Here is a 13996-nt window from a genome sequence, read left to right as displayed (position 1 = left end):
GCTGCTGCCCGCGGTGCTGCTGCTCAACGGCGGCGATGCCTGCGTGCTGGTGCGGCGCCTGGACGACGATGCCGCCGGCGGCGTGCGCTACGAGGTCGTCTTCCCCGGCCCGGAGGCCGCCAGCTGCGTGGCCCCGCCGCGGAACTGGACCAGGAATACAGCGGTTTCATCCTGGCGGTGACGCCGCAGGAGGTGTCGCAGGCCAAGCCGATCGCCGGCGCCCAGGACGAGACCCCGCTGCTGCAGGCCGATTCGCACTGGCTGTTCGGCACGCTCAAGCGCTTCATTCCCTACTACCGCTCGGCCATGCTGGCCGCGCTGCTGAGCAACGTGCTCATGATGGTGTCGGGCCTGGTGACCTCGGTCATCTACGACAAGGTCATCCCGCACCAGGCCTTCGTCACGCTGTGGACGCTGGCCGTCGGCGCCGGGCTGGCGCTGGTCTTCGACCTGTTCGCCCGCCAGCTGCGCGCCCACCTGATCGACCTGGCCGGCCGCAAGACCGACCTGATCGTCGGCGCCAAGCTGTTCCGCCAGACGCTGGGCGTGCGGATGGAGCATCGCCCCGCGTCGGCCGGCTCCTATGCGCATTACCTGGCCCAGGTCGAGGTGGTGCGCGACTTCTTCACCTCGGCCACGATGTCGGTCCTGACCGACCTGCCGTTCGTGATCCTGTTCGTCGCGATGACCTTCATCATCGGCGGCCCGCTGGGCTGGGTGCTGATGATCGCGATCCCGCTGATGCTCCTGATGAGCTTCGGCATCCAGGGCTACCTGCGCCGCGCGATGCGCACCAACATGACCGAGTCGGCCGACCTGCACGGCACGCTGGTCGAGGCGCTCGAAGGCCTGGAGGACCTCAAGACCACCGGCGCCGAGGGCCGCTTCCTGCGCCGTTACGAGCACAGCACCGCCATCGTCGCCGAGTCCGCGCTGCGCGCCCGCACGATGGCCAGCTGGAGCATGAACATCTCGATGACCATGCAGCAGGCGATCAACCTGGTGATGCTGGTCTGGGGCGTCTACCTGATCAACGAGAGCGTCATCAGCGCCGGCGCGCTGATCGGCGCCGTCATGTTCGCCGGCCGCGCCACGGTGCCGCTGAACAGCCTGGTGAGCCTGGCCACCCGCTACCAGGGCGCGCGCGCGGCGATGCTGTCGCTGAACTCGGTGATGAGCGCGCCGGTGGAGCGCGACTCCACCCGCAACTACGTCCCGCTGAACCAGATCACCGGCCGCATCGGCCTGAACGACATCGGCTTCTCCTATCCGGCGCAGGGCGATGCCCAGTCGCCCAAGGTGCTGCGCAACGTGACGATGCGGGTGCAGCCGGGCGAGCGCATCGCGATCCTGGGCCGCATCGGCAGCGGCAAGTCCACCGTGCTGCGCATGCTGGCGGGCCTGTACCAGCCGACCGAGGGCAATGTCGAGATCGACGGCATCGACCTGCGCCAGGTCGACCCGGCGGAGTTCCGCGGCAAGGTCGGTTTCGTGTCGCAGGAGCCGCGGCTCTTCCACGGCACGCTGCGCGACAACGTGCTGATGGGCCGCCATGTCGATGCGCAACGCCTGGTCGAGGTCGCCAAGCTGACGGGCCTGGACCGCGTCGTCGCCGGCCATCCGATGGGCTGGGACCTGCCGGTCGGCGAGATGGGCTCGCTGCTCTCTGGCGGCCAGCGCCAGCTGGTCGCGCTCGCGCGCAGCCTGGTCACCAAGCCGCAGATCCTGCTGATGGACGAGCCCACCAGCTCGATGGACGCGCAGTCCGAGATCGCCTTCCTGCGTCAGCTGCGCGACGCCGCCGGCAGCTGCACGCTGATCATGGTCACGCACCGCCCGGCGGTGCTGGAGCTGGTCTCGCGCATCGTCGTCGTCGACAGCGGCCGGCTGGTCATGGACGGTCCGCGCGACCAGGTCCTGGCCGCGCTGTCCGGCGCCCGCCCGCCGGGCCAGCAGCCCGCCCAGCCGCAACCGCAGCCGGGCCAGGCGCCGCAGGGCGCTCCCGTCCACGTGCATCCGGCCGCGCAGGCCATGAACCGCGCCGCGTCCGTCTGAGCTTCGCGCCATGTCCAAGTCCACCACCCTCAGCCGCGAAGAAGGTTTGTTCGTCAGCAGCGTCCAGTCGGCGCTGATCGATGAGCCGCTGCCGCGCGCCGTCTGGGCCCTGTACCTGATGGCGGCCGTGCTGCTGGTGGGGCTGGTCTGGTCCTCGATCGCCACCGTCGACGAGGTCACCCGCAGCGACGCGCGCATCGTGCCCGACGGCAAGGAGCAGGTCATCGCCAGCCTGGAGTCCGGCACGCTGGGCAAGCTGCTGGTGCATGAAGGCGAGGAAGTCGAGGCCGGCCAGGCGCTGGCCGAGCTCGATCCCACCCGCGCCGAGGCCGCCGAGAACGAGAGCCAGGCCAAGCGCCTGGGCCTGATGGCGCAGGTGGCGCGGCTGCGCGCCGAGGCGCTGGGCGTGCCGCTGAAGTTCCCCGACGAGGTCAAGGGCGTGCAGCGCCTGGTCGACAGCGAGAGCGAGGTCTTCGACACCCGCCGCCGCGTGCTCGACGAGGCGACGTCCAGCATCAACCGCAGCATCGGCCTGCTCGCCACCGAGCAGAAGATGGCGCAGGACATGGCGTCCAAGGGCCTGATGTCCAACGTCGAGGTGATGCGCGTCACGCGCCAGGTCAACGAACTCCAGCAGCAGCGCAACGAGCGCATCAGCCGTTTCCGCCAGGACGCCAGCACGGAGCTGTCCAAGGCGCAGACCGACCTGGCGCAGCTCGACGAGCAACTGGTCGTGCGCCGCGACGCGGTCACGCGCTCGGTACTGAAGTCGCCGGTCAAGGGCCTGGTCAAGAACATCAAGATGAACACGGTCGGCGGGGTGATCACCTCCGGCTCGCCGATCATGGAGATCGTGCCGATCGGTCCCCGCATCCTGGTCGAGGCGCGCATCAAGCCCAAGGACATCGGTTACGTGCAGGTCGGGCAGACGGCGATCGTCAAGCTCAACGGCTACGACTTCAACGTCAACGGCGGCCTGCACGGCAAGATCGAGTACGTCAGCCCCGACGCCCTGGGCGAGACCGAGAAGAACAACGAAGGCACCTACTACCGGGTGCTGATCACCGCCGAGCACAACACGCTGCGCGCCAAGGGCGAGCCGCTGCCGGTCATCCCCGGCATGACGGCGATGGTGGATATCCGCACCGGCGAGCGCTCGGTGCTGAGCTACTTGTTGCGCCCGATGATGAAGTCGAAAGAGGCGCTGCGAGAGCGCTGAACTGGCCGGTCCGGCGCCGCCTTATCGGCGCTTCGGTTTGCCGCCAAGCTGGTCCAGTAGAGGGCATGGGAAATTGCTTGCAGTACGCGTGACCATGACCATCTCGACTCCACGCCGGAGCCCGCGGCGTACCTCCATCTTTCGCCTGAGCGCCGGCGCAGCCGTCGTGCTGACGGCGCTCGCCAGCTTCAGCGCACCTGTCTGGGCGCAGGATCCGCCGCCGAGCCGCTGCTCGGACGAGCGCACGCTGCCGCCCGCGCAGCTCTCGGCCAAGGACACCGCGTTGCTCGATGTCGGTGATGCCGACCCGCGCTCGCAGCTGCAGGAGCTCGTCAACCGCGCGCTCAATCGCAGCAAGGCGCTGGGCGCGACCCGGCTGCTGACCTTGGCCGCGGAGGCCGACTACCAGGAAGCCAAGGCGCAGCGCCTGCCCACGGTGACGCTGGGCCTGTCGGCCGCCCACACCGGCACCGTGCTGCCGGGCGACGGCCCCGGCAACCACTCGAGCGGCCTGCAGGGACGCGGCTCGCTGAGCGTGACCGCGCCGATCTACGACTCGGGCCGCATCACCAAGCTGACCGAATGGAAGTCTCAGCTCCTCGAGGCCGCGCGCTTCGGGCAGTCGAGCGCCGAGGAACAGGTCGCGCTGCAGACGGTGTCGCTGGCGCTGGACCGCGGCCGCTATCAGCTGCAGGCGCAGGTCTACAGCCAGTACGTGCGCAAGATGGCCTGCCTGGTCGAGGCGCTGGACATCATCACCAAGGCCGACCGCGGCCGCGCCAGCGAGCTGGTGCAGGCGCAGAAGAGCCTGCAGCAGGCCGACCTGTCCTATGAACAGACCACGTCCGCGCTGCGCCAGACCGAGGTGCGCCTGAAGCGCTTCGTCGGCGACGAGCTGCCGCGCGGCGCAGCGATGAGCGCGGTGCTGGCGCGCCTGCCCGACCTCAACGAGATGCTGGCCGACGTGATGGTGTCGCCCGACGTGGCGGCCGCCTCGGCCCAGGCGCAGGCGCAGCGCAGCTACGCGGAATCGGTGCGCGCCGGGCAGCAGCCCAGCGTGAGCCTGCTGGTGTCGGGCAACTCGACGGTGGGCCAGGCCCGCCAGACCGACTGGATCGGCGGCGTGACGGTCAACATCCCGATCGTGCAGCCGGGCGCCGACTCGGCGCTGACCTCGGCGCGCCGGCGCGCCCAGGCGGCTTCGCTGCAGCGCGACGAGACCATCGAGGCCAAGCGCTATCGCGTGCAGGAGATGTACGAGGCGGCGTCCTCGTCGCTGGACCGCTCGCGGCGGCTGGTCGACATCCTGCGCAACAGCGAACGCGTCCGCGGCTTTACGCTCCAGCAGTGGCAGCAGCTCGGCAAGCGCTCCCTGTTCGACGTGATGGCCGCGGAAGGCGATTACTACTCGATGCGGGTCGCCCACGTGAACGCGCTGTACGACGCCCAGCAGGTGGTGGCGATCATCTGGTCCCAGGGTCGGGGGGTCGTGACGCCGTTGCGTTGATCGCGGAGCGGCAAAGCGCGGGCTCGCCGCGATGTGGAGCGCATGCCCGTCCGGCCCCTCGCGTCGCCCCAAAGAAAAAAACCGCCCCGAAGGGCGGTTTTCGCATTCAGCCGAAGCCGAGATTACTTGCGCAGGGCGCGGCGGCGCTGGGCGAAGCCCAGGCCCGCCAGGGCCAGGCCGACCAGGGCCAGGGAGCCCGGTTCCGGCACGTTGATCACCAGGGAGCCGTCCAGCGTCGACTGACGGATCAGGCCGCCGCCAGCGTTCCACAGCTGGTCCGGGGTCGGGATCGGGGGATCGACGTTGGTGTCCAGCACCCAGCTCACCGAGATGTTGTTGTTCAGCCAGTTGCTGTACAGCGTGCCCAGACCGTCACCAGAGTTGAAGAAGTTCTGGATGAAGGTGTCGCCGCCCGCGTAGCTGTAGTCAACGTAGCCGCTGACATTCAGGTTGGTCAGCTGGATGTCCGAACCGGTGACGATCAGACGCAGGACTTCCTTGCCGTTGTTCGGGTCGGTCGCCGCGCTCTGGTAGAACACCTTGAACACGCCGGTGTTGTAGCGGACGAAGTCGGAGACGCCGTCGCCGTTGCCGTCCACGGTCACGCCCTGGATCTCGTACTGGTAGGTCAGGCCCCAGGCGCCGCCCAGGCCGCCGACGTTGCCGAAGCCGTAGGCCGGGAAGCCCACGCCACCGACGAAGCCGTTCAGGTCGGTCGGGTTCTGCGGGTTGTTCAGCGAGTCGATGTTGGTCTGCGCCGGCGCGTTCGGATAGTTGAACGAGGCGGTGCCGCCGCTCAGCGTGGGCTTGGTGCCGGCGCTGAAGCCGTAGCCGTTCATCACGGACGGGATGTTGGTGTCGATCACCGTGGTGCCGGGCGTGGCCGGCGAACCCAGGTAGATCGAGGTCGCCAGCGTGCCGCTGTAACCCAGTTGGTCGAACACGGTGGTGTTCGTCGAGCCGTTCGGCTCCGGACGGAAGTCCTGGCCGGTGTTGATGTACAGCGGGGCCGCCATCGCCGGCAACGTCGCAGCGGCCAGCGCGGTGGCGGCCAGTGCGAGCTTTGCTTGCTTGAACATGTGTCTCTCCTTGAGGATGCGTCTTGCCAGATGCACGTTAGGAAGCGGCACGTGCCGGCTTCTTGCCCGGGATCAAAGCGAGGACCGTGCCAATGCACTTTCATCCTTGTGAATCAAGGACTTGGTAATCGGATGCGGGAATCCTCGGCGCTTGCTGTCAAGTTTTTCGACAGCGGTCTGGCCCACATTTCGGGGGGTGTCGAGGGGGTGTCGCGACGCGTGGGGCAGGGGTGTGGCCGAGGGCGATCGGCGCGGGCTCTCGTCCCGTTTTTCGGCCGATGGCCGTCAGGGCGGCAGGCGCATACTCGGCGGCAGCGTCCCGCAGACCGGTCCCGCGAGCCGGCGGACGCGATTCGAATACAGGGAGACCCCATGAGCCGCGACACCCCCTCCGGTTTTACTTTCGATTACGACCGCGCCTTCTCGCGCAATATCGGCTGGGTCACCCGGGATGAACAGCAGCGGCTGCGGCGCGCCCGCGTCGCGGTGGCCGGATTGGGTGGCGTCGGCGGCGCCCATGTACTGACCTTGTCGCGTCTGGGGATCGCCAATTTCAATATCGCCGACTTCGATGAATTCGACGTCCACAACATGAATCGGCAAGCCGCGGCCTTCATGTCGTCGATGGGCCGGCCAAGATCGAGGTCGTCGCCGAAATGGCCCGCGACATCAATCCGGAAAGCGATATCCGCCTGTTCCGCGACGGCGTCACCGACGCCAACCTCGATGAATTCCTGAAGGATGTCGACGTGTATGTCGACAGCCTCGACTTCTTCGTGCTGGAGGTGCGCCGCAAGGTGTTTCGCCGCTGCCGCGAACTGGGCATTCCCGCGATGACCGCCGCTCCTCTGGGCATGGGCACCGCCTTCCTCTACTTCAGCCCCACCGGGATGAGTTTCGAGGACTATTTCCAGGTCGAGGGCGCGGCGCACGAGGAGCAATATGCGCGCTTCATCGCCGGGGTATCGCCGGCCATGCTCAGCCGGCAGTATCTGGTGGACCCCGAGGCGGTGAATTTCAAGGAACGGCGCGGCCCGTCGACCGGCATGGCCTGCGAGTTGTGCGCCGGCGTCATGGGCACGAATGTGCTGAAGCTGCTGCTGAATCGCGGTCCCTTGCGCGCGGCGCCCTGGGGCATGCATTTCGATGCCTATCGCGGCACGCTCAAGCACACCTGGCGGCCCGGCGGAAATTCCCATCCGCTGCAGCGCCTGCTGATCGCGCTGATCAAGCCGGTGCTCCGCGGGCGCTGAACCGGGGGTTTTCCCGGTCGATCCAGGAGGGATTCGAGGGCCCCCCGCAGGGGGATTCGGGGGGCTCCGCTAGCACGGAATTCCATCACGTCAGGAAGGGATCGCCCTCAGTCCAGGGGGTTCCACACCCGGGCGCGCTGAGGTGCAATCCGGGCAGCTTCCTGCAGGGGTGGACATGTTGAAGAACACTGGACTGAAGATCGCTTCCATCAAGGCGGCACAGACCGCGCTGCTGGCCATCGCCACGGTGCTGGCCGGCTGCTCGACCACCGGCAGCCTGCCGCCCGCGCCGGTGTCCGCCTCGCAGGCCGACTACAGCTACGTGGTCGCGCCGGCGACAACCTCAACATCATCGTGTGGCGCAATCCGGAGCTGTCGCTGACCGTGCCCGTGCGTCCCGACGGCAAGATCGCCGCCCCGCTGATCGACGAGCTGCCGGTGCAGGGCAAGAACTCGGTCGAGATCGCCCGCGACATCGAGAAGCAGCTCGGCAAGTACGTGCGCGATCCGGTCGTCACCGTGATCGTCACCAGCTTCATCGGCCCGTACAGCGAGCAGATCCGCGTCGTGGGCGAGGCCGCCAAGCCGCAGTTCCTGCCCTACAAGCAGAAGATGACGCTGCTGGACGTGATGATCGCCGTCGGCGGCCTGACCGATTTCGCGGCCGGCAACTCCGCCACCATCCTGCGCACCGCCGAGGGCAACAAGCAGTACTCGGTGCGTCTGAAGGACCTGATCCGTCGCGGCGACGTCTCCGCCAACGTCGAGATGCGCCCGGGCGACATCCTGATCATTCCGCAGAGCTTCTTCTGACCGCCGCCCGGTCGGTCCGCGCGCCCGCGGCGCGACGGCCCGGTCCGGTCCCGGCCAGTCCCGCCCGTTTCCCGAAGTACCGGCCCGTTCCCGACCGGGCCTCGACCGGCGCCGACGCCGGCGCAACCGAGATCGCCGCATGGATTCCCTCATCGCGCAATTGATGGCCGTCTTCAAGCGGATGTGGCGCTACCGCTGGCCGGGGCTGATCGCCGCCTGGCTGGTGGGCATCGCCGCCGCCATCGTGGTGTTCGTCGTGCCCGACCGCTACGAGGCCAGCGCCCGCGTCTACGTGGACACCCAATCCATCCTCAAGCCGCTGATGTCCGGCATGGCCGTGCTGACCAACACCGAGCAGCAGGTCAACATGCTCAGCCGCACGCTGATCAGCCGCCCCAACGTCGAGAAGCTGGTCCGCATGGCCGACCTGGACCTCAAGGCCACCAGCAAGTCCGACCAGGAAGCGCTGATCGACCGGGTCACGCGCAACCTCTCGATCCAGACCGCCGGCAACTCGGCCAACAACCTGTACCTGCTGTCCTACCGCGACTCCTCGCCGGAGATCTCCAAGAAGGTCGTCGCCTCGCTGCTGTCGATCTTCATGGAGTCCAGCCTGGGCGCCAGCCGCAAGGACAGCACCACCGCCGCGGCCTTCCTGAACGAGCAGATCAAGACCTACGAGACCAAGCTCGAGGAGGCCGAAGCGCGGCGCAAGGAATTCCGGCTGCGCAACCTGCAGCTGACGCAGGCCGACGGCAAGGACGCCGCGTCGCGCCTGGCCGAGGCCAGCAACCAGCTCGAGGCCGCCCGGCTGCAGCTGCGCGAGGCGATGAACGCCCGCGACGCCGCCCGGCTGCAGATCGAGATGGAGCGCAAGCGCAGCCAGCCCGGCACCAGCCTGCAGAGCCTGATGCAGGAGAGCTCGCAGAAGTTCGCGACGCCCGAGCTGGACAACCGCATCGCCGAGCTCAAGCGCAGCCTGGACCAGCTGCAGCAGCGCTACACCGACCAGCATCCGGACATCGTCAACATCAAGCGCCAGATCCGCGACCTGGAAGAGCAGCGCAAGCGGGAAGTGGCCGACCTGCAGAAGGCCGCGCTGGCCAACCCGGTGCCCACCGGCGGCCCCAATGACAGCCTGGCCAACCAGGAGCTGGCCCGCATCCTGGCCGCCAAGGAGGTCGAGGTGGCGCAGATCCGCGCCCGCGTCGACGAATTCGGCGCGCGCTACGCCTCCGCGCAGGGCGCGATCAAGCTGGCGCCGCAGCTCGAGGCCGAGTTCGCCCAGCTCAACCGCGACTACGACATCATCAAGAAGAACTACCAGGAGATGGTGGAGCGCCGCGAATCGGCCTCGCTGTCGACCGACCTGGACAACACCTCGGGCGTCGCCGACTTCCGCATCATCGACCCGCCGCGCGCCTCGCCCAAGCCGGTGGCGCCGAACCGGCTGATGCTGCTGGCCGCCGGCATGGTGGTGGCGCTCGGCGCCGGCCTGGTCACCGCCTTCGCGGCCAGCCAGATCCGCCCGGTGTTCCACGACCTCAACGAACTGCGCCACCGACTGGAGCTGCCGATCCTGGGCGCCGTCTCGCGCCAGGAAACGCCGGAGGACCGGCGCCGCGTCAAGGTGGACCTGCTGCGCTTCGGCGTCGCGTCGGGCAGCCTGGTCAGCCTGTACGCCATGGGCCTGATCGGCATGGCCATCTGGATCAGCCGCCAGGCCGGGTGAGGGGAGTTTTCGCATGACGAGCCTGATCGAACAAGCCGCGCAGCGGCTCGAGCAACTCAAGCAGGCCGGCGTCGACGTCGGCCTGGCCACCGCGGCCGCGCCGGCGGTGACGCCGACACCAACCTCGGCGTCGGCCGCGCCCGCGACCGTGGTGCCGATCCCGGCCCCGGCGGTGATCCGATCGCCCGGCGACGTGAGTTCCAAGCGGGTCGAGCTCGACCTGGACGCGCTCGCGGCGCAGGGCTTCCTGACGCCGAACGCGCCGCGCACGGTGATGGCGGACCAGTACCGCAACATCAAGCGCCCGCTGATCCGCAACGCGATGAACAAGGGTGCCTCGACCCTCAATCACGCCAACCTGATCATGGTGACCAGCGCGCTGCCCGGCGAGGGCAAGAGCTTCACCTCCCTGAACCTGGCCATGTCGATCGCGGCCGAGTTCGACAACACCGTGATGCTGGTCGACGCCGACGTCGCCCGCCCGTCGATGCTGCGCATGCTGGGCCTGCCGCCCGGCCCCGGCCTGCTGGACGTGCTGGAGAAGGAGGCCGACATGGCCAGCGTCCTGCTCAAGACCAACGTCGACAAGCTGACGCTGCTGCCCAGCGGCCGCCCGCACTCGCGCGCCACCGAGCTGCTGGCCAGCGACGCGATGAGCGCGTTGCTGGACGACATGGCCAAGCGTTATCCGGACCGGATCATCATCTTCGACAGCCCGCCGCTGCTGCTGACCACCGAGTCGCGGGTGCTGGCCACGCACATGGGCCAGGTCGTCATCGTCGTGCAGGCCGAGCGCACGCCGCAGAGCGCGGTGCAGCAGGCCGTCGCGGCCATCGAGCACTGCCCGCTCAAGATGCTGCTGCTCAACCAGGCCAGCAACAAGCGCAGTAGCGGCTACGGCTATGGCTACGGCTACGGGTATGGCTACGGTTACGGCTATGGCCAGGCCGACGGCCAGGGCGACGCGCAACCCGGCGCGGACCGGGCCTGACACGATGACGCGGGCCTTCGACCTTCGCCGCCGGCCGCTGTCCCGGGTCGCCCTGGCCGCGCTGGGCCTGGTCGCCGCCGTGGCGCAGGCGCCCGCCGTCGCGCAGGAGGAGGCCGCGTCCGCCGGCGGATCGCGCAAGGGCATCGCGGTGATCCCGCGGATCAGCGTCTCGGAGACCTGGACCGACAACCTCGCGCTGTCGCCCGACAACTCGCGCGACCGCGCCTTCATCACCACCGTCTCGCCGGGGGTGACGATCGCCAGCAGCAGCGGCGCGATCCGCGGCAGCTTCGACTACACGCTCGACGGCATCGTCTACGCCAAGAGCGAGCGCGACAGCCGGCTCCAGAACCAGCTCAGCACCCGCTTCACCGCGGAGCTGGTGCAGACGGCGCTGTACGTCGACGTCACCGGCAACATCAGCCAGCAGGCGATCTCGGCCTTCGGCCAGCAGTCGCCCGACGGCACGCTGGACAGCCCCAACCGCACCGAGACCCGCATGCTGCAGGTCTCGCCGTACTGGCGCGGGCGGCTGGGCAGCGCCGCGACCTTCGAGCTGCGGGCCACCGGCCAGATGCGCGACTCCAGCGAGGGCGGTGCCGGCGCGGCCAGCGGCAGCGGCAACAGCAAGGAAGGCTCGCTGATGCTGAACCTGGCCGGCCCGGCCGGGCGCCAGCTCAACTGGGGGCTCAACGCCTCCACCAGCCGCATGCATTTCGAGCAGACCGGCATCGACTACCGCACCACCAGCGTGGTGGGCTCGTTGAACTGGGTGCCCGACATCGACTGGATGCTGGGCGTCACTGGCGGGCGCGAGCGCAGCGACTACTTCGGCCCGGAGACCACCTCGGTCTACGGCGCCAACCTGCGCTGGTCGCCGGGGCCGCGGACCAAGCTGGCCGCCGACTGGCAGCACCACAGCTACGGCAACAGCCACAACCTGAGCTTCGAGCACCGCATGTCGCAGCTCGCGCTGCGGGTCAACAGCAGCCAGAGCGTCAACACCGGCGAGACGCCGACGCAGGCCACCAACTACCAGCTGCTGGACCTGCAGTTCAGCGGCACCGAGCCGGACCCGGTCAAGCGCGACGCGCTGGTGCGCGCGCTGCTGGCGGCGCTGGGCCTGAGCCCGAACTCGTTCAGCGGCGCCGGTTTCCTGAGCAACACCGCGACGCTGCAGCGCCGCACCGACGTGTCGCTGATCTGGAGCGGCCCGCGGCTCACCACGACCTTCAGCGCCAACGACAACAACAGCCGGCGCATCAACACCGCCCCGACGGGCAGCGGCGACCTGGCCCTGACCGACCGGGTGCGCCAGCGCGGCGCGACGGTTTCGGTCGGCTACCGCCTCACCCCGCTGGCCAATGCCAACCTGAGCTACTCGCGGCAGAACTCCCGCGGCGACGGCGTCGGTGGCAACGACATGCGGTCGCTGACCGCCAACCTCACGCTCCGGCTGGGGCCGCGCAGCGATGCCGCCTTCGGCCTGCGCCAGACGAAGTTCGACGACACCAGCCTGTTCGCCAACAGCTATCAGGAACACGCGATCTACGCATCGCTGACCCAGCGCTTCTAAAGCAGTCACCGTCATGTACGAGGCCTTCTACGGGCTGGCCAGCAAGCCGTTCCAGCTCAGTCCCGACCCCAGCTTCTACTTCGGCAGCAAGCAGCATCGCCGCGCCAAGGCCTATCTGGACTACGGCGTGCTGCGCAGCGACGGCTTCATCGTCATCACTGGCGAGATCGGCGCCGGCAAGACGACGCTGGTGCGCGGGCTGCTCGACAGCCTGAACCGCAGCAACGTCGTCATCGGCAATGTCGTCACCACCCAGCTGGATGCCGAGGACACGCTGCGCCTGGTGGGCGCGGCCTTCGGCGTGCGGGTCAAGGACCTGCCCAAGAGCGAGCTGCTGATGGCGCTGGAGGCCTTCTTCGTCAGCGAGGCCAGCCGCGGCAAGCGCTGCCTGCTGATCGTCGACGAGGCGCAGAACCTCACCGCACGCGCGGTCGAGGAACTGCGCATGCTGTCCAACTTCCAGTTCGGCAACCAGTCGCTGGTGCAGACCTTCCTGGTCGGGCAGCCGGAGTTCCGCGCCATCCTGCAGCGGCCCGAGATGGAGCAGTTCCGCCAGCGCATCGCGGCGAGCTGCCACATCGGCCCGCTGGACGAGGAGGACACCCAGCGCTACATCGAGCACCGCCTCAAGTGCGCCGGCGCCGCCGGCAAGCCCAGCTTCGACGCCGACGCCTTCACCGCACTGCACCGTGCCAGTCACGGCATCCCGCGCCGCATCAACACGCTGTGCGACCGGCTGCTGCTGCTGGGCTTCATGCACGAGAACCCGCACCTCACCGCGGCCGATGTCGACGAGGTGGTCGAGGACCTGTCCAAGGAATCGGCCTCGGCGCCCGCGCCGGCGCTGCATGCCTCGGAACTCAACGGCCATGCGTCCGGCGCGGAACTGGCGGTCGACCTGGACCTGTCGCGGCTGCGCGCGCGGGTGGGGCAGGGCGGCATGAACGGCGAACTCGGCGCGCTGGCCGACGAACTCGCCGGCCTGGGCCTGGACGGCCAGGACGCGCGGCTGCAGCGCATCGAGGACAGCCTGATGCGACTGGAACGGATCAACCAGCAGACGCTGGCGCTGCTGCAGAAACTGGTGGGAGCGATGCGATGAGCCCGAACCGCACGGTGATCCGCAATGCGATGAGCATCGACGTCGAGGACTACTTCCAGGTCTCGGCCTTCGCGCCCTACATCGCGCGCGGCGACTGGGACGCGCGCGAATGCCGCGTCGAGCGCAACGTCCATCGCATCCTGGACCTGCTCGACGCGAAGGGCGTGAAAGCGACCTTCTTCACGCTGGGCTGGATCGCGCAGCGCTATCCGCAGCTGGTGCGCGAGATCGTCGCGCGCGGCCATGAACTCGCCAGCCACGGCTTCGGCCATGAGCGCGCCAGCGACCTGGACCACGCCTCCTTCCTGAAGGACGTCGGCGACGCGAAGGCGCTGCTCGAGGACCTGGGCGGTGTCGAGGTCAAGGGCTACCGCGCGCCGAGCTTCTCGATCGGCAAGGACAACCTCTGGGCCTTCGACGTGCTGCGCGACTGCGGCTACCGCTACAGCTCCAGCGTCTATCCGATCCAGCACGACCACTACGGCATGCCCGATGCGCCGCGCTTCGCCCACGAGGTGCGCCCCGGCCTGATCGAGGTGCCGGTGACCACGCTGCGCTTCCGGGGCAAGAACTACCCGAGCAGCGGCGGCGGCTGGTTCCGGCTGCTGCCCTACGGCGTCACCCGCTGGATGATCGAGCGCTTCAACCGCATCGAGGGCCGCAGCGCGG

Annotated in this window: 10 protein-coding genes and 2 pseudogenes; 11 read left to right on the top strand and 1 reads right to left on the bottom strand. The window is 68.8% G+C overall.

What is annotated here, in order from left to right; genetic code table 11:
* From FUT87_RS30890 to FUT87_RS18435, 4 genes are all read left to right on the top strand, one after another.
* On the top strand, positions 1-181 hold a 181-nt coding region (locus tag FUT87_RS30890), incomplete at its 5' end, for a hypothetical protein (protein WP_255511908.1).
* A complete protein-coding gene (locus FUT87_RS18445) occupies positions 124-2055 on the top strand; it encodes a type I secretion system permease/ATPase (protein ID WP_310735254.1) in 1932 nt (643 codons plus the stop codon). The genes FUT87_RS30890 and FUT87_RS18445, both read left to right, overlap by 58 nt.
* Before the next feature lie 10 nt (positions 2056-2065).
* Entirely contained in the window at positions 2066-3274 is a 1209-nt protein-coding gene (locus FUT87_RS18440; protein ID WP_147241965.1) for an HlyD family type I secretion periplasmic adaptor subunit, read from the top strand.
* Positions 3275-3440: 166 nt separating this feature from the next.
* Positions 3441-4781 carry a TolC family protein gene (locus FUT87_RS18435; protein WP_186830613.1) on the top strand — a complete coding sequence of 447 codons (1341 nt, stop codon included), beginning with the start codon at positions 3441-3443 and terminating at the stop codon, positions 4779-4781.
* A 122-nt stretch (positions 4782-4903) separates the two neighbouring features.
* Here FUT87_RS18435 and FUT87_RS18430 read toward each other — a convergent pair whose 3' ends face one another.
* A complete protein-coding gene (locus FUT87_RS18430) occupies positions 4904-5860 on the bottom strand; it encodes a PEP-CTERM sorting domain-containing protein (RefSeq protein WP_091732814.1) in 957 nt (318 codons plus the stop codon).
* 30 nt (positions 5861-5890) lie between these two features.
* Here FUT87_RS18430 and FUT87_RS31770 point away from each other — a divergent pair.
* The 7 genes and pseudogenes from FUT87_RS31770 to FUT87_RS18395 form a co-directional block, all read left to right on the top strand.
* Positions 5891-7113: pseudogene (locus FUT87_RS31770) on the top strand (ThiF family adenylyltransferase).
* Between the two features lie 175 nt (positions 7114-7288).
* Positions 7289-7926, top strand: a pseudogene (locus tag FUT87_RS18420) (XrtA/PEP-CTERM system exopolysaccharide export protein).
* A 139-nt stretch (positions 7927-8065) separates the two neighbouring features.
* A complete protein-coding gene (locus FUT87_RS18415; protein ID WP_091732827.1) occupies positions 8066-9658 on the top strand; it encodes an XrtA system polysaccharide chain length determinant in 1593 nt (530 codons plus the stop codon).
* Positions 9659-9671: 13 nt separating this feature from the next.
* Complete coding sequence (locus FUT87_RS18410) at positions 9672-10649, top strand: XrtA-associated tyrosine autokinase (RefSeq protein WP_147241958.1); 978 nt, start codon at positions 9672-9674, stop codon at positions 10647-10649.
* 4 nt (positions 10650-10653) lie between these two features.
* Positions 10654-12225, top strand: a complete 1572-nt coding sequence (locus tag FUT87_RS18405) for a TIGR03016 family PEP-CTERM system-associated outer membrane protein (RefSeq protein ID WP_186830612.1) — start codon at positions 10654-10656, stop codon at positions 12223-12225.
* 13 nt (positions 12226-12238) lie between these two features.
* On the top strand, positions 12239-13327 hold the full coding sequence (locus tag FUT87_RS18400; protein WP_091732840.1) for an XrtA/PEP-CTERM system-associated ATPase: 1089 nt from the start codon (positions 12239-12241) through the stop codon (positions 13325-13327).
* The coding region (locus FUT87_RS18395; protein ID WP_147241963.1) for an XrtA system polysaccharide deacetylase at positions 13324-13996 on the top strand (673 nt) is incomplete at its 3' end. The genes FUT87_RS18400 and FUT87_RS18395, both read left to right, overlap by 4 nt.

This window comes from Mitsuaria sp. TWR114 (assembly GCF_007997345.1).
Note: the sequence above shows the minus strand (reverse complement) of the source record. Positions and strands in the feature narration are given on the sequence as shown.